Source organism: Micrococcus sp. iso_26 (genome assembly GCF_056172975.1).
In genome coordinates this window covers 1,829,827-1,854,217 of sequence record NZ_CM149652.1, presented here as the reverse complement: position 1 = coordinate 1,854,217, position 24,391 = coordinate 1,829,827, and the positions used below count along the sequence as shown (strand labels likewise).

Here is a 24,391-nt window from a genome sequence, read left to right as displayed (position 1 = left end):
CCGGCCGCCACTCAGCGGCCGGGCCCGCGACGCGTCCGGCACGGTGTCCTCCCGCCCCAGTAGACTCCCCGAGGAGGCCCGCCGCACCCGGCGGGCCGCACGACGAGACCCCGGAGAGTCATGCACACAGTGGAGATCGGCCAGCCGTACCCCCTCGGGGCCACCGTGGACGAGACCGGCACCAACTTCGCCCTCGCGGTCTCCCGCGAGGTGGAGGCGGTCGAGCTGTGCCTCGTCGCCGACGACGGCACGGAGACGCGCATCCCTCTCGAGGAGCGGCACGGCACCACATGGCACGCCCACGTGGCGGGCATCGGCCACGGGCAGCGCTACGGCTACCGCGTGCACGGCCCCTGGGACCCCGCCCGCGGCCTGTGGCACAACCCGGCCAAGATCCTCGTGGACCCGTACGCGCGGGCGTTCACCGGCGACTACGAGTGGGGCCAGCAGCACCACTCGTACGACTTCGACGAGCCGGACCGCATCGATACCTCGGACAACCTGGGCACGAGCATGCTCGGCGTCGTCGTCGCCGAGGACTTCGACTGGGGCGATGACGCCCCACCCGCCGTCGAGCTCACGGACACGGTGATCTACGAGACCCACGTCAAGGGCATGACCAAGCTGCACCCCGCCGTCCCCGAGGAGCTGCGCGGCACCTACGCGGGCATGGCCCACCCGGAGGTGGTCCGCCACCTGACCGAGCTCGGGGTGACCGCCGTCGAGCTGATGCCCGTGCACCAGTTCGTCAACGACGCCACCCTGCAGGAGAAGGGGCTGAGCAACTACTGGGGCTACAACACGCTCGGCTTCTTCGCCCCGCACGCCGCCTACTCCTCCTCCTCGGAGGTGGGCGGCCAGGTCCGCGAGTTCAAGCAGATGGTGAAGGACCTGCACGCCGCTGGTCTCGAGGTGATCCTCGACGTGGTCTACAACCACACGGCCGAGGGCAACGACAAGGGCCCCATGCTCAGCCTGCGCGGGCTGGACAACGCCGGCTACTACCACCTCGTCGAGGGCGACGAGCGGCACTACATGGACTACACGGGCACCGGGAACTCGGTGGACCTCTCCAGCCCCAAGGCCCTCCAGCTGGTCATGGACTCCCTGCGCTACTGGGTCACCGAGATGCACGTGGACGGCTTCCGGTTCGACCTGGCCACCACCCTCACCCGGGTGGAGGGGGAGCAGGGCCCGGACATGTTCTCCGGGTTCTTCGACGTGGTCCGCCAGGACCCGGTGCTGCGCACCGTCAAGCTCATCGCCGAGCCGTGGGACGTGGGCTGGGGCGGCTACCAGGTGGGCAACTTCCCCGGCCTCTGGTCCGAGTGGAACGGCATGTACCGGGACGCGGTACGCGACTTCTGGCGCGGCGAGCCCGGCACCCTCGGCGAGTTCGCCACCCGCCTGACCGGCTCGGCCGACCTCTATGAGGGGGACGGGCGCGGCCCCGGTGCGTCCGTGAACTTCGTCACGGCCCACGACGGCTTCACGCTGCGCGACCTCGTCTCCTACAACGAGAAGCACAACGAGGCCAACGGCGAGGACAATAACGACGGCGAGGCGCACAACCGCTCGTGGAACTGCGGCGTGGAGGGGGAGACCGACGACCCCGAGGTCGTGACGCTCCGCGCCCGCCAGCGCCGCAACTTCCTGGCCACCCTGCTGATCAGCCAGGGCGTGCCCATGATCAGCCACGGCGACGAGCTGGGCCGCACCCAGGGCGGCAACAACAACGTCTACTGCCAGGACAACGAGATCTCGTGGATCGACTGGTCCGCCATGGACGACTCGCTCGTGGCGTTCACCCGCGACCTGATCGCGCTGCGCCGTGACCACGCGGTGTTCCGCCGTCGCCACCACTTCGACGGTCGCCCCGCGGCCCGCGACATCGAGGCGCCCCTGCCGGACATCGTGTGGCTCGAGCCGGACGCGACCGCCAAGACGGAGGACGACTGGGGCGCCGAGGCCCGGTCGATCGGCTTCTACCTCAACGGGCACACGCTCCCCCGCGGGGACGAGGAAGGGGAGGAGCCCTACCGGGACTTCTACGTCCTCATGAACGCGTGGTGGGAGCCCGTGCCGTACACCCTGCCCGGGCCCACGTTCCCGGCCGAGTGGGAGGTCGTCGTGGACACCTCGTCCCACGTCGCCCCGAGCGGCTCGCACCCCCGCGTGCGTGCCGGGGACGTGCTTGAGCTCCCGGCCCGCTCCACCGTCGTGCTGCGGCAGGTCCCCGAGGGCGCATGAACGAGCGGGTCGACCGGGGGCGCGTCCGCCGTGGCCTGCCGCGGTGGGCGCGGGCCCTCTGCGCCACCGTGGCGACCCTGGCGGCGCTGGGACTGGCCTTCGGCGCGGGATGGGCCACGCACGCCGTGACGGACCCGCACCCGGACGACGCACCGCGCGTGGACGCCCTCCTCGTCCTCTACAGCCAGCCCCGCGTCTACGACGCCGCGATCGAGCTCGCCGCGTCCGGTGTCACCGACCGGCTCTTCGTCTCCGCGTACCTGGGGCCGGACGGGCACGAGAAGCTGTGCGGCGGCCCGGAGGAGCGCGACCCGCGGCTGGAAGGCGTCACCGTCGAGTGCTTCGCGCCCGATCCGGTGACCACCCAGGGCGAGGTCGTCCACGCGGCCGACCGCATGCGCGAGCTGGGCCTGCACCACCTGGGCGTGCTCACCTTCCACCAGCACGTGGAGCGTGCGCGGCTGCTGGCGGAGCGGTGCCTCACACCCGAGGAGGGCCGTGTGTCCCTGTACGCGTTCGACGCCGGCTTCGACCGGCTCGGCCGCCTGCAGCACGGCGTCTACGGCGTGCTGGCCTACGGGAAGGCGATGCTCACGCCGGGCTGCGACCAGCAGCTGCCCGGCGTGCTGCAGTGGCCGCTCGACCTGGCCAAGCGACTGCGCGGGCAGCCCGTCGGGGACGAGGCCGGCGCCGTCGTCGTGGGCGCCCGGCGGGCGGGGGCGGCGTGATCGTCGGCGTGGGGGTGGACGTGGTGGACGTCCCGCGGTTCCGGGCGCAGCTCGAGCGCACCCCGGCGCTGCGCGCACGCCTGTTCACCGAGGACGAGCGGGACCTGCCGCTGCGCTCGCTGGCCGCGCGCTTCGCCGCCAAGGAGGCGATCGCCAAGGCCATGGGCGCCCCGCCCGGGATGATGTGGCACCACTGCTGGATCCCGCGCCCGGACCACGGCGACGGCCGCCCCACCGTGCACCTGACCGGCACCGTGCAGGCCCAGGCCGAGGCCCTGGGCATCACCCACTGGCACCTCTCCCTCAGCCATGACGGGGACGTCGCCACCGCCTACGTGGTCGCCGAACGCCGCGCGGCCGAGGAGGAGTCCGCATGACCGCCGATGACCTGACCCGCATCGCCGTGACCGGCTCGGCCGTGCGCACGGCCGAGGAGCCCCTGCTCGCGGCCGGGCGCGGCCCGGAGCTGATGCGCGCCGCCGCCTGGGCCCTGGCCGAGCACGCCGCCGCCCTGCTGCGTGAGCGCGGCCCCGTGGCCGGGGCGACCGTGGCCGCCCTCGTCGGCCCCGGCAACAACGGCGGGGACGCGCTGTTCGCCCTCGCCTTCCTGCGCCGCCGGGGCGTGGCCGCGGTCGCCGTGCCCGTCCGCCGGGACGACGACGGCGTCCCGCGCTGGCACGCCGAGGGCTGGGCTGCGCTGCGGGCGGCCGGGGGACGACGTGCCGACGCGGTGCCGCCCGAGGCCGCGCTCGTGGTGGACGGCGTGCTCGGCACGGGCTTCACCGGCGAGTATGAGCTGCCCGCCGCGGCGCGCGCCCTGCCGGCGGACGCGCTCGTGCTGGCGTGCGACGTGCCCTCCGGTGTGGACGCGGACACCGGCGAGGTGCGGGGGGAGGCCCTGTCCGCGGACGCGACCGTGACGTTCGGCGCCCTCAAGTCCGGCCTCGTCCTCGGGGAGGGGGCCGCGCGCGCGGGCGTCGTGCACGTGGTGGACATCGGGCTGGGACCGCACCTGCCGACGTCGCCGGCCACGCGGCTGGGCGTGATGGACGAGGCCGCCGCACGGGCCGCCCACCCGGCCCCCGCGGCCGAGGCCCACAAGTACACGCGCGGCGTGGTGGCCGTCGTCGCCGGATCGGAGCGCTACCCGGGGGCCGCCGTGCTCGCGAGCGCGGGCGCGCTGCAGGCGGGCGCGGGCATGGTGCACCACGCCGGCCCGCAGACCACCCGGGACCTGGTGCTCGCCGCCCACCCCGAGGCGCTGGTCTCGGCGGAGGGGCCCGAGCCGTCGCGCGCGGACGCCTGGGTGGCCGGTCCCGGCCTGGACACCGAGCACGACGCGCGGCGGCGCTGGGCCGGCGTCCTCGCCGCGCTCGAGGAACGGCCGGAGGCGGCCCTGGTCGCCGACGCCTCGGCCCTGGACCTGGTCACCGCCGCCGAGCTGCGGTCGCTGCGCGCGGCCGGCACGCCCGTGGTCCTGACGCCGCACGCCGGGGAGTGGTCCCGGCTGCGCGAGCGCGTCCCCGCGGACGGCGACGACGCCGCCGACCCGCTCGCGGCGCTGCGGGCGTGGACCGCTGCGCACGGGGCCACCGTCCTGCTCAAGGGCCCGCGCACCCTCGTGGTCGCCCCGGACGGCGAGGCGTGGGTCGTGACCGGCGGCGGGCCCGAACTCGCGATGGGCGGCACCGGCGACGTGCTCTCCGGGGCGATCGGTGCCGTCCTGGCCGCGGACGTGGCGCGGCGCTCGCGGGCGCGCCGGGCCGGGGAGGATCCCGGCCCGGCGCCCACGGCCCGGCTCGCGGCCGCCGCCGCCTGGCTGCATGCCCAGGCCGGGGCCGGCCAGGCCCGCGCCGGGCGGATCACCACGGCCACGCTGCCGACCGCGCTGGGCGCGCGCGTCGCGCGCCTGTGGTGGCCGGACGACGCCGAGCCGGAGGCCGTCCGATGAGCCGCGCCGACGTCGACCCGGCGGACACCGAGCGCGCCGCACGCATCGACCTGGCGGCCGTCCGGCACAACGTGGGCGTGCTGCGGGAGCGGATCCGGCGCCCCGACGGCAGCCGGCCGCTGCTGACCGCCGTCGTCAAGGCCGACGCCTACGGCCACGGCGCGGTGGCCGTCGCCCGTGCTGCCGCGGCCGCCGGCGCGGACCGGCTCGGGGTGGCCCACGTGCGCGAGGCCCTGGCCCTGCGCGCGGCGGGGGTGCGCCTGCCCGTGCTCGCGTGGCTGCACACCGGGGCCACGGACTTCGCCGCCGCGGTCGAGGCGGACGTGACCCTCGGCGTCTCGGGCTGGGACCTCGACGTCGTCGCCGACGCCGTCCGCGGGCTGCGGGCCCGCGACGGGGCCGGACCCGACGTCCGCGCCGTCCTGCACCTGAAGGCGGACACCGGCCTGGGCCGCCACGGCTGCCCGCCCGAGCGGTGGCCCGCGTTCGTCGCGCGTGCCGCCGAGCTCGAGGCCGCGGGCCTCGTGCGGGTGGAGGGCGTGTTCTCCCACCTCGGCGTGGCGGACGAGCCGGACCGGGCCACCGAGACCACGGCGCAGCTGCTGCGGTTCGAACGGATGGCCGCCGAGGCCGCCGCCGCGCTCGGCCACCCACTGCTGCGGCACCTGGCCAACACGCCCGCCACCCTCGCCCGGCCGGACACGCACCTGGACATGGTGCGCGTCGGCCTGGGCCTGTACGGGCTCTCCCCGTTCGCGGACGTCACCGCCGCCGAGCTCGGGCTGCGCCCGGCCATGTCCCTCGTCACCGCCCTGGCCAACGTCAAGGCCGTCCCCGCCGGGCAGGGCGTCTCCTACGGGTTCCGCCACATCACGGCGGAGCCCACCACCCTCGGGCTCGTGCCCGTCGGCTACGCCGACGGCGTCCCGCGCGTCGCCGAGGGCGCACGCGTCCACGTCGGCGGCCGGACGGTCCCCGTGGTGGGCCGCATCGCGATGGACCAGTTCGTGGTGGACCTCGGCCCGGACGCCGCGGACGCGCCCGGTGACGCCGTCGAGCTGTTCGGACCGGCCTCCGGCATTCCGGTGGAGGAGTGGGCCGCGGCCGCCGGGACGATCAACTACGAGCTGGTGACCCGCATCGGAGGCCGCGTGGACCGGCAGCACGTGGACCCCACGCCGACCCAGGAGGCCCGCCCATGAGCGACTACGAGATCCCCGCCCCCGGCCCGACCCTGCCGGAGCCCGTGCTGACGGCGACGGTCCCGCTCGAGGGCGCCGACGGCACCCGGGCGTTCGGCCGCGCCCTCGCCGGGGTGCTCCGCGCCGGTGACGTGCTGATCCTCACGGGCGACCTCGGCGCGGGCAAGACGACCTTCACCCAGGGGCTGGCCAGCGGATTCGGCGTGGCCTCCGGCGTGGTCTCGCCGACGTTCGTCCTCTCCCGCGTCCACCCCGCCCCGGCCGACGCCCCGGCGGGCACCCCGGACCTCGTGCACGTGGACGCGTACCGGCTGCGCTCGGCGGGGGAGCTCACGGACCTCGACCTGGACGCGAGCGTGGACCGCTCCGTGACCGTCGTCGAGTGGGGCCGGGGCATGGCCGAGTCCCTCGCCGGGTTCCCCGAGGACCCGGACGCCTCGTGGCTGGACATCGAGATCGTCCGCGCCCGCGGTGGTGAGGACGGCCCCGCGGCCTCGGCGGGGGAGGAGGACGGCATCGTCACCGACTTCTCCGACGAGGACGGAGGCCAGGCCGAGGAGCTGCGTACTGCCGTCGTGACCGGCCGCGGTCCGCGCTGGGCCGGCGTCGTGCTTCCGTAGACTGGCGGCCATGGCCCTGCTCATCGCGATCGACTCCTCCGCCGCCGCCTCCGTCGCCGTCCTGCAGGACGGTGAGGAGCTCGCGCGCTGGGCCACGGACGACACCCACGCCCACGCCGAGGTGCTCGCCCCCGCGGTGCAGGCCGTGCTCGGCGAGGCCGGCGTCACCGGCACCGCGCTGGACGCGCTCGCGGTCGGCGTCGGCCCCGGACCCTTCACGGGACTGCGCGCGGGCCTGGCGACGGCGGCCGCCCTCGGCCTGGCGTGGGACGTGCCCGTGCACGGGGTCCGCAGCCTCGACGCGCTCGCCCACGAGGCCGGCGTCGATGCCTTCCGCCACGGGATCGAGGAGTTCGTGATCGCCACGGACGCCCGCCGCCGCGAGGTCTACTGGGCCCACTACGCGCAGGTCGGCGGGCAGCCGACCCTGCTGCACGGCCCCTTCGTCTCGCCCGCGGACGAGGTCACTCCGCTGCCCGTCTACGGCGCGGGGGCCGGGCTCTACCCCGAGGCGCTGCGCGCGGTGCCGGACTGGGAGACGGCCACGCCGTCCGCCGTCGGGGTGGGGCAGGTGGCCGAGCTCGCCCTGCGGCGCGGCCGCGGCCTCGTGCCCGCCGAGCCGCTCTACCTGCGCGAGTCCGACGCCAAGGTCCCCGGCCCCCGCAAGCGGGCGGGCGCGTGAGCCCGGCCGAGCCGGCCCCGGCCGGCGACGGGCGCCCCGCCGAGGACGGGCACGGGCTGCCGCCCGGGTACCTGCTGCGCCCCATGACCGTGTGGGACGTCCCCGAGGTGCTCGCCCACGAGGCCACGCTCTTCCCGCTCGACGCCTGGCCCGCGCACTTCTACGAGGAGGAGCTCGCCCAGACCGGCCCCGCCGGCGGACGGGACGCGCACGGCCGCCCGCCCACCCGGGACTACCGCGTGGTCGTCCGCGACGTGGCCGCGCCCGGTTCCGCGGACGACGACGGCCCCGCCCCCGGCGAGATCGTCGGCTACGGCGGGATCATGGTGGTCGGCGACGTCGCCGACGTGCAGACCGTGGGCACCGTCGCCGCGGCGCAGGGAAGGGGGATCGGCGCGGCCCAGCTGCGCTGGATGGCCGCGGAGGCCACGGCGCGCGGCGCGAGCGCCCTCATGCTCGAGGTCCGGGCCTCCAACGCCGCCGCCCGGCGCCTCTACGTGCGCCACGGATTCGAGGAGCTGCACGTGCGCCGCCGCTACTACCCGGGCGGCGAGGACGCCGTGATCATGCGCAAGGCCCTGTGACCGGGCCGCTCACTAGACTGGAGCCCATGCCCACCGCCACCGCAGCCCCCCTCGTGCTCGGCATCGAGTCCTCCTGCGACGAGACCGGCGTCGGCGTCGTCCGCGGCACCGCCCTGCTGGCCCACGAGGTCGCCTCCTCCGTGGAGGAGCACGTGCGCTTCGGCGGCGTGATCCCGGAGATCGCCGCCCGCGCGCACCTCGAGGCCCTCGTGCCCACGATCCGCCGCGCCCTGGACGCCGCCGACGTCACCCTCGAGGACCTCGACGCGATCGCCGTCACCTCCGGTCCGGGTCTGGCGGGCGCGCTCATGGTGGGGGTCGCGGGGGCGAAGGCGCTCGCCACGGCCCTCGGCACGCCCCTCTACGGCATCAACCACCTCGTGGCGCACGTGGGCGTCGGCATGCTGGACGGCGTGCGGCCCGCGCAGTGGGACGACCTGCCCGCGGACCTGGGTGCGCTGCTCGTCTCCGGCGGGCACACCGAGATCCTGCGCGTGGGCCGGATCAGCTCCGAGGTGGAACTGCTGGGCTCGACCATCGACGACGCGGCCGGCGAGGCGTACGACAAGGTCGCCCGGCTCATCGGGGCGGGCTACCCCGGGGGCCCCGTGATCGACCGGCTCGCCGCCCAGGGCGATCCGAGGGCCTTCCGCTTCCCGCGCGGGCTCACCGCGGGCAAGTTCGTCGGCAGCGCCGAGGAGCCCGGCCCGCACCGGCACGACTGGTCCTTCTCCGGGCTGAAGACCGCCGTCTCCCGCGCCGTGGAGCAGTTCGAGGCCCGCGGGCTCGAGGTGCCGCGCGCGGACATCGCCGCCTCCTTCCAGGAGGCCGTCGCGGACGTGATCACCGCCAAGGCCGTCCGCGCCTGCCGCGAGCACGGGCTCACCCACCTGATGCTCGGCGGCGGCGTCGCGGCGAACTCGCGCCTGCGCGCCCTGCTCGCCGACCGGTGCCGCTCCGCGGGCATCGAGCTGACCGTCCCGCCCGTGAACCTGTGCACCGACAACGGGGCGATGGTCGCCGCGCTCGGCGCACGCCTGGTGCGCGACGGCGTCGCCCCCTCCGACGCGTGGTTCGGCGCGGACCCGGGACAGCCGGTCGAGGTCGTCAGCGTCTGAGCGCGCCCGGCCCCTTGCCGCCACGCCCACACGTTCCGTAGACAGGGCCCATGACCGGCCATGAGCACCCCCGCCCCGAGTCCACCTCCGCCGCCGTGGACGAGCAGATGCTGGAGGACTTCCTCAATCAGCACCTGCTCGGCTCCCGCTCGGGCGTGAAGGCGTTCCGCGCCGCCGAGCAGACCTGGGCCGGCACCCCGCAGGAGGCCGCGCTGCGCCGCCTCGGCGACGCCGTCCAGGACGACCAGGACCGCCTCGAGGCGCTCATCGGCGAGCTGGGTCTCCGCACCCCCCTCGTGGACCGGGCCGCCGGCGCGGCGGCCGAGGTCGGCGGACGACTCAACCCCGTGAACGCGCTGCGCACGCGCGGCTCCGGCTGGACGCAGATCGAACTGGACCTGCTGCAGGGCATGCTCCAGGCTAAGTCCGCGATGTGGCACGTCCTCGAACAGCTCGCGCCGCAGCTGCCGGCGGTCGACGCCGCCGAGATGCACGCCCTGCGCCAGAGGGCCGCCGACCAGCAGCGCGAGATCCAGCGCATCACCTCCGCCACCCTCGAGGGACGGTTCCTGGCCGGCTGAGGCCCGGGCTACTCCTCGCCCGTCTGATGCTCCCCGGACCGGCCACCGTGCACCTCGGCAGGCAGCTCGTCCACCGGGGCGACGACGACGTCCTGCAGCTTCCAGTCCAGGGCGGCGATCGCGTCCCGCAGCGCGCAGCAGCGGGCCACCGTCACGTCCGCCCCCTCGTGCGGCACCACGAACATCTCGACGTGGAACACGTGGCCCTCGTCCCGGACGCGGGCGCCCGCGTGGCGCACCCACGGCTCCGCCCAGGCGACCCGCTCGGCACGGTCGATGAGCGGGTGCGGCCGGGCGCCTTCGATCGTGGCGGCGCGACGGTCCGCCAGGTTCGTGACGGCCTCCTTCAGGTTCTTCCAGCCGTCCAGCACGATGCTCACGCCCACGAAGATCGCCGCAGCGGAGTCCGCCCACCACCAGCCCAGGCCGATGCCGGCCACGCCGACGATGGTCGCCACGCCCGTCTGCCAGTCCGCCTTGTTCATGTCCGCGTCCGCGTACAGCACGCGGTCGTGGAGCTGCTCGGCCAGCCTGAGCTTCTTGTGGCCGAGGATCATGGGCCCCGGCACGGACAGGGCCATCACGGCCATCATGAACCAGCCCTGCCACACGGTGTGCCCGAACAGGTGGAACGTGCCGATGGGCGGGTGCTCCGCCGTCACCAGGCCCAGGAGGGAGTCGCCGACGAGGACCACGCCCATCACGGACAGGGCGACGGCGGCCACGAGGTGCCCCACCCCGACGGACCGGTGAGAGCCGTAGGGCCGGGCCCGCGTCGGGGCCATGCGGGCCACGCGCAGGGCGACGAGGAACGCGATCGGCGGGATCAGGGAGAGCAGGTCCTCGATCCACGCGGCCCGCATGGCCTGCGAGGAGCCCATCACGACCGCCACGAGGACGATCGTGACCACGATCACCCCCAGCGTCGCCCATTCGAGCCGCTTGGCCTGCTGGACCACGCGCTCGATCTCCGGGGGCAGCTCCGTGGCGCCGAACCGGCGCCCGCTCGGCCCCCTCTCGCGGGTGTCCTGCCGCGTCATCGGGCAGCCTCCGCTGCGCGCTGGTCGAAGTACGCCTCGAGGGCCGTGAGCATCTGATTCTCACCCAGGGGCACGGCCATCACGAGCTTCACCGGCTCGCCGTCCGGACCCTGCGCCTCGGCGTAGTCGCGGGTGATGCTCGCGTGCGACGTCCACGGGGACGCCGAGGTCAGGCCGCCGGCCACCAGGTCCACGTCGCCCTTCTCCAGTGCGGTCATGAGCGCCTCCTCCCCGGCCACGGTCCACTCGACGCGTGCGTCGTGCGCCGCGGCGAAGCCGCGGATCAGGTCGGGCTCGGGGCCGACGGGCTCGGCGCCCGAGACGTCCACGTGAGGCGGGTGGTGCACGACGCCGACGCGCAGCACCCCGCCCGTGACGCGGTCCAGGGTGCCGTCCGGGTCGGCGGGATAGCCGGAGGAGGTGCAGGCGGTGAACCCGAGGGCGGCGCTCCCGAGCAGGCCCGTCAGGGCGGCCCGGCGGGTGAGGGTCCTCGTCCTCATTCCGTGGGCGAGTGCGAGCGGTGCCCGGCGTTGCCGAGGCCTTCGGCGCCGTCGAGATGGTCGAGCACGAGGCGGACCGCCTCCCGGGCGTCGGTGGTCTCGGACCAGCCGGTCGCGGCGCGCAGGGCCGTGGTGTCCATGATGGGCACCGCCGCCGCCATGTCCACCCACCCCGGGTCGGTGGGCTGCAGCCGTGCCCGGTAGGTCAGCGCCGCGGCCGCTCGGAACAGGCCCACGGGCAGCTCCAGGATGCGGCGCGCCCCGAGGACGGTGCCCAGGGTGTGCGCGTCCAGCACGGGTTCGGCGGCCACATTGAAGGCCCCGCCCGCCCGGTGTGCGATCACGCGCCAGTACGCGTCCGCCACGTCCTGGGCCGTGAGCGCCTGGAATCGCAGGCCCCGCGGGAACGGCAGCACCGGAGCGCGCAGGCGGGCGACCAGCCGGGCGGGGACGAGGTCACCCAGGAAGTAGTCCTTGATCTCGGGCCCGGCGGCGGACTGGAAGATCAGCCCGGGGCGCAGCCGGGTCACGAGCAGCTCGGGGTGCTCGGCCTGCACGCGGTCGAGGATCGACTCGACCTCGGCCTTCTGCGCGGCGTAGTGCGAGGTGGGGATCCCGGTGGTGGGGTGGGACTCGGCCACGGCCTGGTCCTTCGGCCCGGGCCCGTACGCGCCCACCGAGGACGCGTAGACCAGATGGGGCACGCCCGCCTCGGCCACGGCCCGGAACACCCGCTCGTTGCCGACCACGTTGACGGCGCGCAGGTGGTCGCGGTCGCGGTTGGGGCGGATCACCCACACCAGGTCGACGACGGCGTCCGCGCCGACGACGATCTCGCGCAGCCGCCCCGCCGCCGTGGGCTCCGCGACGTCCAGGCGGTGCCACTCGACGCCATCGTAGGGCGCCCCGGACCGGTCCGGGCCGCGACGGCTCACGCCCACGATCGAGCTCACCTCGGCCGCGGCCTGGAGGCGGTGCAGGACAGCGGTGCCGACGTTGCCCGTCGCGCCCAGGACGACGATCCTCACGGCTTCAGGACCACCTTGATGCAGCCGTCCTCCTTCTTCTGGAACTTCTCATAGAGGGCGGGCGCGTCCTCGAGCGGGGCGGTGTGCGTGGTCAGGTCGAGCACGCCGAGGGGGTCGGACGGGTCGTCGAGCAGGGGCAGCAGGTCGTCCACCCAGCGACGGACGTTGCACTGGCCCATCGTCAGGGTGACCTGCTTGTCGAACAGGGTGAGCATCGGCATCGGGTCCTTCATGCCGCCGTAGACCCCGGAGAGCGACACCGTGCCGCCGCGCCGGACCGCGTCGATCGCGGTGTGGAGGGCGCTCAGGCGGTCGACGCCGGCGGTCTTCATGGCCGCCCGGCCGAGCGCGTCGGGCAGCAGGCCCACGGCGGTATGGGCCGCATGCCCCGCCGGGGAGGCGTGCGCCTCCATGCCGACCGCGTCCACGACCCCGTCGGGACCGCGGCCGCCGGTGCGCTCGCGGAGCACCTCGGCCTCGCCGCCGTCGGCGTCCAGGACCTCGATGCCGTGCCGGGCCGCCATCGCGCGGCGTTCGGGGACCGGGTCGACGCCGATCACCCGGTACCCCAGGTGCACGCCGATGCGTGCCGCCAGCTGGCCGATGGGGCCGAGGCCGAGCACCGCGAGCGTGCCGCCGTCGGGGACGTTCGCGTACTGGACCCCCTGCCAGGCGGTGGGGACGACGTCCGAGAGGAACAGCCACTGCTCATCCGGGCCGGTGTGCGGCACCTTCACGGGGCCGTAGTCCGCGTGGGGCACGCGCAGCAGCTCGGCCTGTCCGCCGGGGACGGAGCCGTAGAGCCGGGAGTAGCCGAAGAGCGCGGCGCCGGAGCCCTGCTCCCGCACCTGGGTGGTCTCGCACTGGGACTGCAGCCCGCGCTGACACATCCAGCACCGACCGCAGGAGATGGTGAAGGGCACGACCACCCGGTCACCGGGCCGGATGTGGGTGACCTCGGACCCGACCTCGCGGACGATGCCCATCGGCTCGTGACCGATCACGTCCCCCGCGTCCATGAACGGCCCCAGGACCTCGTACAGATGCAGGTCCGACCCGCAGATGCCGGTCGACGTGACCTCGATGATCGCGTCCGTCGGCTCCTGGATCCGCGGATCCGGGACGTCCTCGACGGCGACGTTGCGCTTTCCCTGCCATGTGAGTGCTCGCATGGTGAAGACACTACGGGCCCGCCACCGGGGCGAGTACCCCTCGCCCGCCCAGGCCGTTCGCGTCGGCCCAGGTCAGGCGGTGGATGCGGGGGAGGTGTAGTCCGAGCGGTAGTAGGCGTACCGGCCGGATCGGTCCTTGGAGTCCACGCGGTTGAGCACGGCGCCCAAGATCGGGGCGTGGACACGTTGGAGCGCCTGCACGGCGTGGCGCAGCTCATCACGTGTGGTGGACTCGGCGTCCAGGACGAGCAGTGCCCCGTCCAGCCGAGTGGCCACCACGGACGCGTCCGGGACGGCGAGCAGCGGGGGAGCGTCCACGATCACCATGTGCGTCTCGGCGAGCGCCTCGATGGCCTCCTTGAACCGGGCCGAGGTGAGCAGCTCGGTGGGGTTCGGGGGGAGCTGACCGGCAGGCAGGATCACGAGGCCCTGCGGGTCCGCGGACTCATGGAGCACGTCCGCGAACGCGGCCCGTCCCACCACCACGTCACTGAGTCCGGCGCCCTGGGGCAGATCAAAGGTAGTGGCCACCGTGGGACGGCGCAGGTCCGCATCCACCAAGACCACCGGCACGCCGGCGTGGGCCAGTGTGACGGCGAGATTCGCGGCCACCGTGGACTTGCCGTCGTTGGGGCTGGCCGAGGTCACGGTGATGATGCGGGGCGGGTCGTCCGGGTTCATGTATTGCAGGTTGATCCGCAGCTCGTTGAACGCCTCCCGGGCCCGGAAGTGGTCGGCGTCCTGCCTGCCGGCCTTGGCCAGGACGCGCTGTCCGTCCGCGAGGCCGGAGGCCTTGGGGATGGCACCGATGGGCGTCACCCCGGCGCGCTGAAGATCCTCCGTGCTGCGGATGCGGCGGTCCAGTGCCTCCAGGGCCAGGGCAAGCGCGGCTCCCGCAGCGAGGCCCAGGACGGCCCCCACCACGAGGTTCAGAGGCGGGTTGGGTGACGTAGGGGAGGCGGGCGCCGTAGCCGGGAGCAGGCGGTCGATCTGTACCTGCGGGTCTCGCCCGTCCGCCGCGTCGAGCTCGCCCACCTGGTCCTGCAGTGCCTGCACCCAGGCGTCGGCGAGCTGGGCGGCCTGGGCGGGGTCGGACCACTCGGCCTGGACCTTGATCAGGGCGGTGTTGGTGGGCACGGACGTGGTCACCGCGGACAACGCCTGACCGGTCGAGACGGGGAAGTCCACCATGGCAGCTGCCCGCTCGGCCACGAGGGCCGAGCCGGCCAGCTCGTCGAACTGCACCGCCCGGGACTTGGCCACCGAGTCCTGGCTCAGTGCGGCCGCCGGATTGTCCGTGACGGTCGGATTGACCACGGCTGTGGCCGACGCCGTGTAAGTGAGCGGCTGGAGTGCGGTGAGGACCGCGGCGACGGCCAGGCCCAGGAGTGTGAACGCCGTGATGGCCTTCCAGCGGCGGCGCAGGAGCTGCAACACGTCCCGCAACGAGAACCCGTCCGGGTCCTCTTCCACGGGCACCGTCGCGTCCATCGTCTGAGGCTGGTCCATCCGTCTCCCTGTCTCCCGTGCCGATCGGGGAGGGGATCTGCCGGCGGGGCCGGCAGGGTCACCGACCCCGTTGTCTTGCAGGTCAGCGTAGCGCCGCCGCGGCCCGCCATTGGCGTCCACCCGATATTCAAGTGGAATTAAGGTCAGGTTTTCGAGGTCATCGCTTTGATGAGGCAACTGCGGGCCGCATTTCGGGTGTGATGTACGCTCACGTCAGCGAGGCTGAGCGGTCATCACAGATCCCGCGAGATGCCCTTGTCGGTCGTCAGAGTCGATGTGCAGCGCACGGGGAAGCGGGGTCATGCGATGAGATTGGTGGTCATCGGCCCGGGATATGTTCGGCTGCCCGTCTGCATGCGAGTGGTCGAGGCGGGCTATGACGTGGTAGTGACCTCCGACCGTGCCGACGTGGACCACTCGGCCGTTGCAACACTCCGCGTACCCGTGTACGGCACCCGCAATCTGTTCTCCGCCGGGGATAACGTGACCGTTCTGTGATGTCGAGGGGTGCGGAAAGAGAAGGAGTACGGCGATGACAACCAAGGCGTGGACGGCAGCGAGACGCCCCGATTGGGCGATCACCCTCGTGTGCGATGTCGGGGTGTGGGCGGTGGCGCTGGCCGTTGCCACGCTGTTCCGTTTTGACTTCGCCGTGGGCCCGGTCCGATGGGCGGGCGTGCTCAGCGTCGTCGTGCTCACCGCGGTGGTGCAACTGGTGGCTGGGTACCTCATGGGCTTCTACCGCGGACGGTACGGCTACGGCACGTTTGAAGAGGTCCGCGGTCTGACGGCACTTGTTATCGGCGTGTCGGCCCTGGTCACTGCCGTGTTGCTGGTGGTGGGGGACGCATGGCAGGTCCCGCGGAGCCTACTGCTCATCGCGGGGCCCATTGCGCTGGTCCTCATGCTGGGGCTGCGCTACATCCATCGCCTGCGGCGGGAGGCGAGGATTGGCCCCGGCGAGGACGCCGCCCCCACCCTCATCTACGGGGCAGGCATGCTGGGCGAGGTTCTTGCGCGCCGGATGCAGATCGACTCGGAGTCCGAGTACCGGCCCGTCGGGTTCCTGGACGACGACCCCGGCCTGCGGCGGCGTGTGGTGCGGGGTGTCCCCGTGGTGGGGGCTCTCAAGGATCTGCGCAGGGCAGTGGACCGCACGGGTGCCACCGAGCTGATCGTGGCCATCGCGGCCGCCGACAACCGCCTCATCCGCGCGGTGGCGGATGCCGCCGCCCCGTTGAGCCTCCATGTGCGGGTGCTGCCGGTGCTGGACCGCCAGCTGACGTCCGCCGTGGGTCTGGAGGACCTGCGGAACCTGTCCATCGAGGACCTGATCGGCCGCGAGCCGGTGGACACTCAGGTGGACACGGCGGCCGAGTACCTTGTGGGGAAGCGGGTGCTCGTCACTGGCGCCGGCGGGTCGATCGGCTCGGAGCTGTGCCGTCAGATCGTGAAGTACGCCCCGGCGGAGCTGATCATGGTGGACCGGGATGAGACCGCCCTGCAGGACGCCCAGCTGGCGACCGTGGGCCACGGGCTTCTGGACACCGAGGATGTGGTTTTGGCGGATATCCGTGACGTGGCTGCTCTGAACCGCATCTTCCAGGACCGCCGCCCGGAGGTGGTGTATCACGCCGCAGCCCTGAAGCATCTGCCCATGCTGGAGCAGTACCCCGAGGAGGCGTGGAAGTCCAACGTCCTCGGCACGTTGAACGTGCTTGAGGCGGCCCGGGCGGTGGGCGTCGATGTGTTCATCAACATCTCCACGGACAAGGCGGCCAACCCCACGTCCGCCCTCGGGCACTCCAAGCGGGTGGCTGAGAAGCTCACGGCCTGGATGGCGCGGGAGACGGGGCGGCCCTACCTCTCCGTGAGGTTCGGCAATGTGATCGGCAGCCGCGGATCCATGTTGCCCACGTTCCGGCGGCTGATTGAACAGGGCGGCCCGGTGACCGTCACCCACCCGGAGGTGACCCGATACTTCATGACCATCCCGGAGGCCTGCCATCTGGTCATCCAGGCCGGAGCCATCGGCCGGCCAGGTGAGGTGATGATCCTGGATATGGGGGAGCCGGTGCGGATTCTGGACATCGCCCAGCGGATGATCGCCATGTCCGGGAAGGACGTCCCTATCACGTTCACAGGACTCCGCCACGGGGAGAAGCTCCACGAGGAGCTCATCGGGCAGGGCGAGACGGATGACCGTCCCTTCCACCCGAAGATCTCCCACGCCGCGGTGGACGCGCTCGCGCCAGACGCCCTGGACTACGACGAGTGGCTGAGGCGGACGCGGGCCAGCACCCCCCGAGTGGCCTCGTCCGACGCACCGGCTCGCAACGCATGAACCTGACCAGCTCTACGAGGGAGAACGGCGAGATGACCACCCACACGCGCATCCTCATGTCTTCGCCGGATGTGGGCCAAGCCGAAGAAGACGCCGTGGTGGCCGCGATCCGCTCCGGATGGATCGCTCCGCTCGGCCCGGACGTGGACGCCTTTGAAGCGGAGATGGCCGAGCGCATCGGCGTCGGCCACGCCGTGGCATTGTCCTCGGGGACGGCCGCCCTGCACCTGGGACTGCTCACCATGGACATCGGTCCGGGGGACATCGTGGTGACGTCGACGATGACGTTCGCGGCCACCGCGAATGCCATCGTCTATACCGGAGCCACCCCCTACTTCGTCGACAGTGTCGAGGCGACCGGGAACATGGACCCTGACCTGCTCGAAGAGGCGCTGACGGCCCTGGAGTCGGCGGGTACCCCCGCCCGTGCCGTGGTGCCCGTGGACTTGCTCGGCAAGGCCTGCGACTACACCCGCCTGATGGAGATCGCCGAGCGCCATCAGGTCCCGGTCTTCGCGGACGCTGCCGAGTCCCTCGGTGCTTCGCATGCGGGCACGCCTGCCGGCAGGTTCGGACGGGCGTCCGCGTTCTCTTTCAACGGGAACAAGATCATGACCACATCGGGGGGCGGCATGCTCCTCACGGACGACGCCGACATGGCGGGTCGTGTGCGCTACCTCGCCACGCAGGCCCGTCAGCCGGTCACCCATTACGAGCACACGGACATTGGCTACAACTACCGCCTGAGCAACCTCCTGGCTGCGCTGGGCCGCGCTCAGCTGGGTCGGCTCGACGCGATGATCGCACGGCGCCGCGAGCGGCGCGAACGCTACCGGGATCTCGTGGCTCAGGTGCCAGGTGTGGAGATCTTCGGAGGCGCGGACGACGCAGAGGACAACTGCTGGCTCACCTCCGTGGTGATTGACCCTGATGTCGCTCCCTTGCCGGCGAGCGATCTGCGGTTGCGACTGGACGAGGCCGCGATCGAGTCCCGTCCTCTGTGGAAGCCCATGCACCTGCAGCCGGTCTTCGCCGACGCCCCCAGACTGGTCACCGGCGCCAGCCAGCGGCTCTTCGAAACCGGTCTGACCCTGCCCAGCGGCAGCGCGCTGTCCACCGAGGCCTTCGATCGGGTCCTCTCCGCACTCGCGGCGGCGTGGGGGGTGGACCCATCATGACCCTCTACCCCCGAGTCAAACGTGTCGGTGATGCCACGCTGGCAGGGCTGGGGCTGGTCGTGACGGCTCCTCTCATGGCCGCCACCGCCGCTGCGGTGGCGGTGAAGCTGGGCCGCCCGGTGCTCTTCGCCCAGGAGCGCCCCGGAAAGGACGGGCGTGTGTTCACGCTTTACAAGTTCCGCTCCATGAAGGTGGAGGACCAATTTGATGGCCCGGTGACGGACGCGGACCGGCTCACATCTTTCGGCAGATGGCTGCGCTCGACCAGCCTCGATGAACTGCCTTCCCTATGGAACGTGCTGCGCGGCGACATGTCTCTGGTGGGTCCGCGCCCTCTGCTGCCGGAGTACTTGAACCTGTACACGCCGCGGCAGGCGCGCCGGCACGAGGTACGGCCGGGCATCACTGGACTGGCTCAGGTCTCTGGGCGCAACGCCGTGGGCTGGGAGGAGCGCTTCGATCTCGATATCGAGTATATTCAGAATATAAGCTTCCGCCAGGACCTGTCGATCTTGTGGCGTACCATCCGCTCAGTGGCGGTGCGCGAGGGCATCACGGCGGAGGGGCAGATGACCATGTCCCGCTTCACCGGCACCCATCCCGCTATCGCCGAAAAAAAATACAAGAAGGAATGTAATGACAAGGCGTAATCTTTATATTATGGGTGCGGGCGGCTTTGGGCGCGAGGTCGCCGATGTCGCCAACGCCATCAATGCTCGGCTTGGTGACGGCGAGGGCTATACGCTCGCTGGGTTCTATGATGACGGGGCGTCAGACACGAACATTGGACGTCTAGAGGCCTTGGGTCTGCCCTTTCTCGGCCCTCTACCTGCTTCCCCGCCGGAGGACGGTGCATGTTTGGTCATCGGGATCGGCAATCCACAGGTGCGCCGGAAGATCGTCGAACGTATCGCTGACGCGGGGTGGATATTCCCCAACCTGGTGCACCCCACTGTGCAGACCGGTGGCGCCTTCCGCATGGGTGAGGGCAACGTCATCTGTGGGGGAGTTCAGATTACCACGAACGTGACCATCGGATCCCACGTGCACCTGAACCTGAACTGCACCATTGGTCATGATGCCCGCCTGCAGGACAGTGTCTCCGTCAATCCAGGAGCGGCGATCTCCGGTGAGGTCACCGTCAAAGAGGCAAGCCTCATCGGGGTCGGCGCCATCGTGCTCGAGGGACGTACCGTCGGACGCTGCAGCATTGTCGGCGCCGCCGCCTGCGCGGTGAAGGACGTGCCGGACAACGTTATCGTGAAAGGCATCCCCGCACGGTGAAGATCCTTGTCCTCTCGCAGTACTATCCCCCAGAACCGGCCCCCATCCCGGCGTCGGTCGCCCGTGGCCTTGTCAGTCTTGGACATGAGGTCAGAGTGCTCACCGGACTACCTAACTACCCGGAGGGGCGTCTTTACGCGGGATACGACACCCACGGGTCGATCGAGTGGATCGACGGCGTCCCCGTGCACCGGGTCCGGTCGCACCTGTCGCATTCGAGCAACCCGTTCGGGCGCTTCGTAAGCTACGGCAGCTTCGCATTGGCCGGTGTCAAACAGCAGGCACTAGTGCGTGGTGCCGATGTGGTCTATGTGTACGCGACCCAGATGACGGCTTCGGTCCCCGCCTTGCTCGCGTCGGTGGGTCGGGTCGGCACGCCCTACGTGCTTCATGTCCAGGACCTCTGGCCGGAGTCGGTCACAGAATCCTCCATGGTCCCGAAGAGGGTGGGACGGATCATGGCGAACCTCATGAATCCTTGGCTATCTTTGACCTACCGACGCGCCGCCGCCGTCGTGGCCATCGCACCGACGATGACCCGCATCCTCGAGGAGCGAGTTGGACCCGGGACGCCCGTCCATACGCTGCTCAACTGGTCTGAAGATGCGCGGGTCAACGTCGGACGGGACCTAAGCAGGACAAATGGTGTGCTGCGGCTCCTCTACGCGGGGAACCTCGGGGACCTGCAGGATTTGGAGACCATTGCGGCCGCAGTCGAGATCGCCGTGGGTCGGGGTCTCGATGTTCAATGGCGCATCGCCGGAGGAGGCAGCGCCGAGAATCGTCTGCGGCAGCGATGTGAAGGTCTTGTGGAAGCCGGAAAGGTGCTGTTCCTCGGACGGTTGACCCCTCCGGAGCTCCAACCCCATCTCGATTGGACCGATTTCCAGCTGGTCCCCTTAAAGGACTTGCCCATCTTCCGGGGAACGGTTCCCTCGAAGCTGCAGGGCTCTATGGCCGCTGGCATCCCGGTCATCACCACTGTTCTTGGCGACGTGCAGAAGATTGTGAGTGAGCACGGCACGGGGTTCACCAGTCCTCCCGAGGACCCCCTCGCCCTGGCGGATGTCCTTGCCGACGCCGCGGCGCTCCCGCAGAACCAGTACGAGGACATGAAGACGGCTGCTCGCCGACTGTTCGAGGAGCGCATGTCATCAGTCTCAGCCCTCGGTCAGCTCGAGGACATCCTCCATCACGCCGCCGTCCAGGGAACCACGCCTTCTCGATCCAGCCTTCACCAGGAGCAGCCATGACCGACCGCAAAATCCTGATCACCGGTGGCACCGGCTCGTTCGGCCACACCGTCACCACCCGGCTCCTCGAGCGCGAGAACATCGCGGAGATCCGCATCCTAAGTCGGGATGAAGCCAAGCAGGACCAGATGCGCCATGACCTCGGAGACGACCGTCTGCGCTTCTATCTGGGCGACATCCGGGACTACACCAGCGTGTCTCGCGCGGTCAGGGGCGTGGACTACGTGTTCCACGCGGCCGCCCTCAAGCAGGTGCCCTCCTGCGAGTTCTTCCCGATGGAGGCCGTCCGGACGAACATCTACGGATCGGACAACGTGATCCGCGCATCCGACGAGGCCGGCGTCGGCTCGCTGGTGTGCCTGTCCACGGACAAGGCCGTGTACCCGGTGAATGCGATGGGCATGTCCAAGGCTCTGATGGAGAAGGTGGCGCTGTCCCACGGGCTCAACAATCCGACCGCAGCCACCACCGTCTCCTGCGTGCGCTACGGCAACGTCATGTATTCGCGCGGCTCCGTGATCCCGCTCTTCATCCGCCAGCTCAAGGCCGGCAAGAACCTCACGGTGACGAACCCGGAGATGACGCGGTTCATGATGTCCCTGGCGGACTCCGTCTCTCTCGTGGAGTTCGCCTGGGAGAACGCCAGACAGGGCGACCTCTTCATCCGCAAGGCACCCTCCTGCACCATTGGCACCCTCGCCCAGGCCGTCATCAACCTGTTCCAGTCGGACGCGCAGGTGGACGTCATCGGCACGCGGCACGCAGAGAAGCTCTCGGAGGCCCTGGCCAGCCGCGAGGAGCTGTCCCGCGCGGAGGACATGGGCGAGTACTTCAGGATCCGTGCTGACGCGCGGGATCTGAACTACAAGGTCTACGTGGACGAGGGGGACAAGGCGCTCACTCAGTACAACGACTATGACTCCCACACGGTGGAGCGGTTGTCCGTGACGGAAGTCGAGGACCTTCTCCTGACTTTGCCTGACGTCCGCAGGGAGCTCGCCCTGGCGGGCATTCGAGTGGAGAAGGGCTGAGCATGGCGCGCTACGTGATGACCGGCGGACACGGATTCCTGGGGCTCCATACCCGTGCTGCCCTGCACGAGCAAGGCCACGAGGTTCGCCTTATTCCGGTGGGGGAGGGATTCGACGCGTCCGAGGCCCGCGAGGCACTAGACGGCGCCGATCAGCTCCTGCACCTGGCGGGCGTGAACAGAGGGACGGACAGTGAAGTCGCCGACGGTAACAGGCTGTTCTCGCAGCAGGTGTCTGATGTGCTCCTTGAGGTCGACCGCGCTCCGGCTCGCGTGGTCTTCGCCAACAGCGTCCAAGCCACTAACGGCTCTGTGTACGGCGATGCCAAGTCGGCGGCGGGGGAGAGGCTGGCCCGTGCGGCAGCCTCCCGGGGTGCCGGGTACGAGGACGTCCGCCTGCCCAACCTGTTCGGCGAGTTCGGCCGCCCCTTCTACAACGCGGTCACAGCGACGTTCTGTCATCTGATCGCCGCTGGAGAGGAGCCTCAGGTCCACCAGGATCGGGAACTGACCCTCCTGCATGCGCAGAACGCGGCGGACGTCCTGATCGGGACTGTGCCGGTGTCAGCGATGGCGGACCTCGCGGTGAACGAGACGGTAGGCGGTCTCGCCCGGCGGCTGACCGCGATGGCACGGGTCTATGAGCGTACGGAGATCCCCGATCTGGCATCTCCCTTCGATCGTGACCTGTTCAACACCTACCGGTCCTACCTGTACCCCGGCGGGCTGCCGCTCGACATCATTCGCCACGCCGACGCCCGCGGCTCGTTCTTCGAGATCGTTCGCGCGCACGGGGGATCGGGCCAGACGTCGTTCTCCACCACTGCCCCCGGTGTCACGCGCGGCGACCACTACCATCGCCGCAAGGTGGAGAGATTCACGGTCCTCGCAGGAGAAGCCGAGATCTCGCTGCGCAAGCTGGGGACGTCCGACGTGCACACTTTCCGGGTGAACGGCGAGACCCCGGTCTCCGTTGACATGCCCACGCTCGTGTCACACAACATCACCAACGTGGGCGACTCTACGCTGTACACCGCGTTCTGGACCAACGACATCTTCGACCCCAAGAACCCCGACACGATTCCTGAGGTGGTGTGACCATGAGCGGTCGCTTGAAAGTCATGACCGTGGTGGGCACACGCCCGGAGATCATCCGGCTGGCCTGTGTCATCCGGCGGCTGGAGAAGCACACGGACCACGTGCTGGTCCATACCGGGCAGAACTACGACTACAACCTCAACGGCGTCTTCTTCGAGGATCTCGGTCTGCGCGCCCCGGACCACTTCCTCGAGGCGGACACCTCGTCTCTGGGCAGTGTCCTAGGCGACGTCCTGAAGGGGACGGAGAGGGTGATCCTGGAGGAGAAGCCGGACGCGATGGTTGTCCTGGGGGACACCAACAGCTGCGTATCCGCCATCATGGGCAAGCGCATGAAGGTGCCGGTGTTCCACCTGGAGGCGGGCAACCGCTCCTTCGATCCCAACGTGCCAGAAGAGATCAACCGACACCTGGTGGACCATGTCAGCGACTACAACCTGGTCTACACGGAGCACTCCCGGCGCAATCTTCTCGCCGAGGGCCTTCACCCCGCCTCGCTGCTGGTGATGGGTTCCCCGATGCTGGAGGTCCTGACCTCGTACCGTGACCGGATCGAGGCCTCTGATGTGCTCGAGCGCCTGGGACTCACCCCCGGGGAGTACCTCCTGGCCAGTGTGCACAGGGAGGAGAACGTGGACCGCCAGGACCGGCTGGAGAAGGTCCTGGCGTCCCTGGCCGCGGTAGCGGAGGACCAGGGCGTGCCGTTCTTGGTCTCCACCCATCCACGAACGCGCAAGCGGATCGAGGCCTTCCACCTGAATGCCGACAGCAACTTGCGGCTGCACGAGCCCCTGGGCTTCCACGACTACAACAAGCTGCAGCTCAATGCGCGGTGTGTGATCTCGGATTCCGGTACCATCTCCGAAGAGTCATCCATGCTTGGCTTCCCAGCAGTCACTTTGCGAGACGCCATCGAGCGTCCGGAGGCGATCGACACCGGTGCCATCATCGCCACCGGGCTGGATCCCGAGGATGTCGTGGACGCGGTCCGCATGACCATCGAGGACCATACTGCTGATGGACCCGCGGCTCGCCCCGAGGATTACGCCATCGGTGACTCTTCACGCCGAGTGGTGAACTTCATCCGGTCGATGGCCACGACCCACCACCAGCGGCGGGGGATCCGACGGTGAGATTGCTGATCATAACGGCGGGTTTCCCTCCGGCGTATCTCGGCGGTGGGCCGATTCGCACTGTCTCCGCAATGCTTCGTTCGGCGCCTCAACACCACGAAGCGTA

Annotated in this window: 23 protein-coding genes; 18 read left to right on the top strand and 5 right to left on the bottom strand. The window is 71.1% G+C overall.

What is annotated here, in order from left to right:
* Nucleotides 1-120: 120 nt before the first annotated feature.
* From glgX to AC0VX0_RS08490, 10 genes are read left to right on the top strand one after another with little or no spacing between them, the layout of a single operon-like run.
* Nucleotides 121-2,250, top strand: coding sequence for a glycogen debranching protein GlgX (gene glgX, locus AC0VX0_RS08535; RefSeq protein WP_216881268.1), 2,130 nt, complete (start codon nt 121-123; stop codon nt 2,248-2,250).
* Nucleotides 2,247-2,978, top strand: a complete 732-nt coding sequence (locus tag AC0VX0_RS08530) for a hypothetical protein (protein WP_060973419.1) — start codon at nt 2,247-2,249, stop codon at nt 2,976-2,978. The genes glgX and AC0VX0_RS08530 overlap by 4 nt, the downstream gene beginning before the upstream one ends.
* Nucleotides 2,975-3,355, top strand: coding sequence for a holo-ACP synthase (locus AC0VX0_RS08525; protein ID WP_010080417.1), 381 nt, complete (start codon nt 2,975-2,977; stop codon nt 3,353-3,355). The genes AC0VX0_RS08530 and AC0VX0_RS08525 overlap by 4 nt, the downstream gene beginning before the upstream one ends.
* A complete protein-coding gene (locus AC0VX0_RS08520) occupies nt 3,352-4,929 on the top strand; it encodes an NAD(P)H-hydrate dehydratase (protein WP_216881270.1) in 1,578 nt (525 codons plus the stop codon). Before AC0VX0_RS08525 ends, AC0VX0_RS08520 begins: the two co-directional genes overlap by 4 nt.
* A complete protein-coding gene (gene alr, locus AC0VX0_RS08515) occupies nt 4,926-6,131 on the top strand; it encodes an alanine racemase (protein WP_216881272.1) in 1,206 nt (401 codons plus the stop codon). Before AC0VX0_RS08520 ends, alr begins: the two co-directional genes overlap by 4 nt.
* Nucleotides 6,128-6,751 carry a tRNA (adenosine(37)-N6)-threonylcarbamoyltransferase complex ATPase subunit type 1 TsaE gene (tsaE, locus tag AC0VX0_RS08510; protein WP_475451525.1) on the top strand — a complete coding sequence of 208 codons (624 nt, stop codon included), beginning with the start codon at nt 6,128-6,130 and terminating at the stop codon, nt 6,749-6,751. Before alr ends, tsaE begins: the two co-directional genes overlap by 4 nt.
* 10 nt (nt 6,752-6,761) lie before the next feature.
* Entirely contained in the window at nt 6,762-7,433 is a 672-nt protein-coding gene (gene tsaB / locus AC0VX0_RS08505) for a tRNA (adenosine(37)-N6)-threonylcarbamoyltransferase complex dimerization subunit type 1 TsaB (RefSeq protein ID WP_216881276.1), read from the top strand.
* Nucleotides 7,430-8,017: a GNAT family N-acetyltransferase gene (locus AC0VX0_RS08500; RefSeq protein ID WP_216881278.1), complete on the top strand. Its 588-nt coding sequence runs from the start codon at nt 7,430-7,432 to the stop codon at nt 8,015-8,017. Before tsaB ends, AC0VX0_RS08500 begins: the two co-directional genes overlap by 4 nt.
* A 26-nt stretch (nt 8,018-8,043) precedes the next feature.
* On the top strand, nt 8,044-9,135 hold the full coding sequence (gene tsaD / locus AC0VX0_RS08495; protein ID WP_049146665.1) for a tRNA (adenosine(37)-N6)-threonylcarbamoyltransferase complex transferase subunit TsaD: 1,092 nt from the start codon (nt 8,044-8,046) through the stop codon (nt 9,133-9,135).
* A 50-nt stretch (nt 9,136-9,185) separates the two neighbouring features.
* Nucleotides 9,186-9,716, top strand: coding sequence for a hypothetical protein (locus AC0VX0_RS08490; RefSeq protein WP_216881283.1), 531 nt, complete (start codon nt 9,186-9,188; stop codon nt 9,714-9,716).
* A gap of 8 nt (nt 9,717-9,724) precedes the next feature.
* Here AC0VX0_RS08490 and AC0VX0_RS08485 read toward each other — a convergent pair whose 3' ends face one another.
* The 5 genes from AC0VX0_RS08485 to AC0VX0_RS08465 all read right to left on the bottom strand — a co-directional run bounded on the left by AC0VX0_RS08485 (nt 9,725) and on the right by AC0VX0_RS08465 (nt 14,965).
* A complete protein-coding gene (locus tag AC0VX0_RS08485) occupies nt 9,725-10,756 on the bottom strand; it encodes a cation diffusion facilitator family transporter (RefSeq protein WP_216881286.1) in 1,032 nt (343 codons plus the stop codon).
* Complete coding sequence (locus AC0VX0_RS08480) at nt 10,753-11,256, bottom strand: transglycosylase SLT domain-containing protein (RefSeq protein ID WP_036338026.1); 504 nt, start codon at nt 11,254-11,256, stop codon at nt 10,753-10,755. Before AC0VX0_RS08480 ends, AC0VX0_RS08485 begins: the two co-directional genes overlap by 4 nt.
* Complete coding sequence (locus AC0VX0_RS08475; RefSeq protein WP_216881289.1) at nt 11,253-12,284, bottom strand: NAD-dependent epimerase/dehydratase family protein; 1,032 nt, start codon at nt 12,282-12,284, stop codon at nt 11,253-11,255. The genes AC0VX0_RS08480 and AC0VX0_RS08475 overlap by 4 nt, the downstream gene beginning before the upstream one ends.
* A complete protein-coding gene (locus tag AC0VX0_RS08470; protein WP_216881291.1) occupies nt 12,281-13,456 on the bottom strand; it encodes a zinc-dependent alcohol dehydrogenase in 1,176 nt (391 codons plus the stop codon). The genes AC0VX0_RS08475 and AC0VX0_RS08470 overlap by 4 nt, the downstream gene beginning before the upstream one ends.
* A 72-nt stretch (nt 13,457-13,528) precedes the next feature.
* On the bottom strand, nt 13,529-14,965 hold the full coding sequence (locus AC0VX0_RS08465; protein ID WP_216881294.1) for a tyrosine-protein kinase domain-containing protein: 1,437 nt from the start codon (nt 14,963-14,965) through the stop codon (nt 13,529-13,531).
* A 532-nt stretch (nt 14,966-15,497) separates the two neighbouring features.
* Here AC0VX0_RS08465 and AC0VX0_RS08460 point away from each other — a divergent pair.
* The 8 genes from AC0VX0_RS08460 to wecB are packed head-to-tail and all read left to right on the top strand — an operon-like array spanning nt 15,498 to nt 24,285.
* Complete coding sequence (locus AC0VX0_RS08460; RefSeq protein WP_206397565.1) at nt 15,498-17,309, top strand: nucleoside-diphosphate sugar epimerase/dehydratase; 1,812 nt, start codon at nt 15,498-15,500, stop codon at nt 17,307-17,309.
* Nucleotides 17,310-17,341: 32 nt separating this feature from the next.
* Nucleotides 17,342-18,487 carry a DegT/DnrJ/EryC1/StrS family aminotransferase gene (locus AC0VX0_RS08455; RefSeq protein WP_216881297.1) on the top strand — a complete coding sequence of 382 codons (1,146 nt, stop codon included), beginning with the start codon at nt 17,342-17,344 and terminating at the stop codon, nt 18,485-18,487.
* Complete coding sequence (locus AC0VX0_RS08450; protein WP_101967434.1) at nt 18,484-19,137, top strand: sugar transferase; 654 nt, start codon at nt 18,484-18,486, stop codon at nt 19,135-19,137. The genes AC0VX0_RS08455 and AC0VX0_RS08450 overlap by 4 nt, the downstream gene beginning before the upstream one ends.
* A 10-nt stretch (nt 19,138-19,147) precedes the next feature.
* Complete coding sequence (locus AC0VX0_RS08445) at nt 19,148-19,771, top strand: NeuD/PglB/VioB family sugar acetyltransferase (RefSeq protein ID WP_186299585.1); 624 nt, start codon at nt 19,148-19,150, stop codon at nt 19,769-19,771.
* The gene (locus AC0VX0_RS08440) at nt 19,768-21,024 is read left to right on the top strand and encodes a glycosyltransferase family 4 protein (protein ID WP_144818475.1); all 1,257 of its coding nucleotides are present in this window, start codon (nt 19,768-19,770) and stop codon (nt 21,022-21,024) included. Before AC0VX0_RS08445 ends, AC0VX0_RS08440 begins: the two co-directional genes overlap by 4 nt.
* Nucleotides 21,021-22,055 (top strand): polysaccharide biosynthesis protein, encoded by a 1,035-nt coding sequence (locus AC0VX0_RS08435; protein ID WP_101967437.1) that lies wholly within the window; start codon nt 21,021-21,023, stop codon nt 22,053-22,055. Before AC0VX0_RS08440 ends, AC0VX0_RS08435 begins: the two co-directional genes overlap by 4 nt.
* Before the next feature lie 2 nt (nt 22,056-22,057).
* Nucleotides 22,058-23,152, top strand: a complete 1,095-nt coding sequence (locus AC0VX0_RS08430) for a polysaccharide biosynthesis C-terminal domain-containing protein (protein WP_144818474.1) — start codon at nt 22,058-22,060, stop codon at nt 23,150-23,152.
* A gap of 2 nt (nt 23,153-23,154) precedes the next feature.
* Nucleotides 23,155-24,285 (top strand): non-hydrolyzing UDP-N-acetylglucosamine 2-epimerase, encoded by a 1,131-nt coding sequence (wecB, locus tag AC0VX0_RS08425; RefSeq protein WP_101967439.1) that lies wholly within the window; start codon nt 23,155-23,157, stop codon nt 24,283-24,285.
* The last annotated feature ends 106 nt before the right edge of the window (nt 24,286-24,391 follow it).

Bases quoted from the DNA above. Each gene is read 5' to 3' on its own strand.
- AC0VX0_RS08520 (WP_216881270.1), top strand. From the start codon at position 3,352: ATGACCGCCGATGACCTGACCCGCATCGCCGTGACCGGCTCGGCCGTG.
- glgX (WP_216881268.1), top strand. From the start codon at position 121: ATGCACACAGTGGAGATCGGCCAGCCGTACCCCCTCGGGGCCACCGTG.
- wecB (WP_101967439.1), top strand. From the start codon at position 23,155: ATGAGCGGTCGCTTGAAAGTCATGACCGTGGTGGGCACACGCCCGGAG.
- AC0VX0_RS08480 (WP_036338026.1), bottom strand. From the start codon at position 11,256: ATGAGGACGAGGACCCTCACCCGCCGGGCCGCCCTGACGGGCCTGCTC.
- AC0VX0_RS08530 (WP_060973419.1), top strand. From the start codon at position 2,247: ATGAACGAGCGGGTCGACCGGGGGCGCGTCCGCCGTGGCCTGCCGCGG.
- AC0VX0_RS08450 (WP_101967434.1), top strand. From the start codon at position 18,484: ATGACCCTCTACCCCCGAGTCAAACGTGTCGGTGATGCCACGCTGGCA.
- tsaE (WP_475451525.1), top strand. From the start codon at position 6,128: ATGAGCGACTACGAGATCCCCGCCCCCGGCCCGACCCTGCCGGAGCCC.
- AC0VX0_RS08490 (WP_216881283.1), top strand. From the start codon at position 9,186: ATGACCGGCCATGAGCACCCCCGCCCCGAGTCCACCTCCGCCGCCGTG.
- AC0VX0_RS08455 (WP_216881297.1), top strand. From the start codon at position 17,342: ATGACCACCCACACGCGCATCCTCATGTCTTCGCCGGATGTGGGCCAA.
- alr (WP_216881272.1), top strand. From the start codon at position 4,926: ATGAGCCGCGCCGACGTCGACCCGGCGGACACCGAGCGCGCCGCACGC.
- AC0VX0_RS08430 (WP_144818474.1), top strand. From the start codon at position 22,058: ATGGCGCGCTACGTGATGACCGGCGGACACGGATTCCTGGGGCTCCAT.
- AC0VX0_RS08485 (WP_216881286.1), bottom strand. From the start codon at position 10,756: ATGACGCGGCAGGACACCCGCGAGAGGGGGCCGAGCGGGCGCCGGTTC.
- AC0VX0_RS08445 (WP_186299585.1), top strand. From the start codon at position 19,148: ATGGGTGCGGGCGGCTTTGGGCGCGAGGTCGCCGATGTCGCCAACGCC.
- AC0VX0_RS08470 (WP_216881291.1), bottom strand. From the start codon at position 13,456: ATGCGAGCACTCACATGGCAGGGAAAGCGCAACGTCGCCGTCGAGGAC.
- tsaB (WP_216881276.1), top strand. From the start codon at position 6,762: ATGGCCCTGCTCATCGCGATCGACTCCTCCGCCGCCGCCTCCGTCGCC.
- tsaD (WP_049146665.1), top strand. From the start codon at position 8,044: ATGCCCACCGCCACCGCAGCCCCCCTCGTGCTCGGCATCGAGTCCTCC.
- AC0VX0_RS08465 (WP_216881294.1), bottom strand. From the start codon at position 14,965: ATGGACCAGCCTCAGACGATGGACGCGACGGTGCCCGTGGAAGAGGAC.
- AC0VX0_RS08435 (WP_101967437.1), top strand. From the start codon at position 21,021: ATGACCGACCGCAAAATCCTGATCACCGGTGGCACCGGCTCGTTCGGC.
- AC0VX0_RS08460 (WP_206397565.1), top strand. From the start codon at position 15,498: ATGACAACCAAGGCGTGGACGGCAGCGAGACGCCCCGATTGGGCGATC.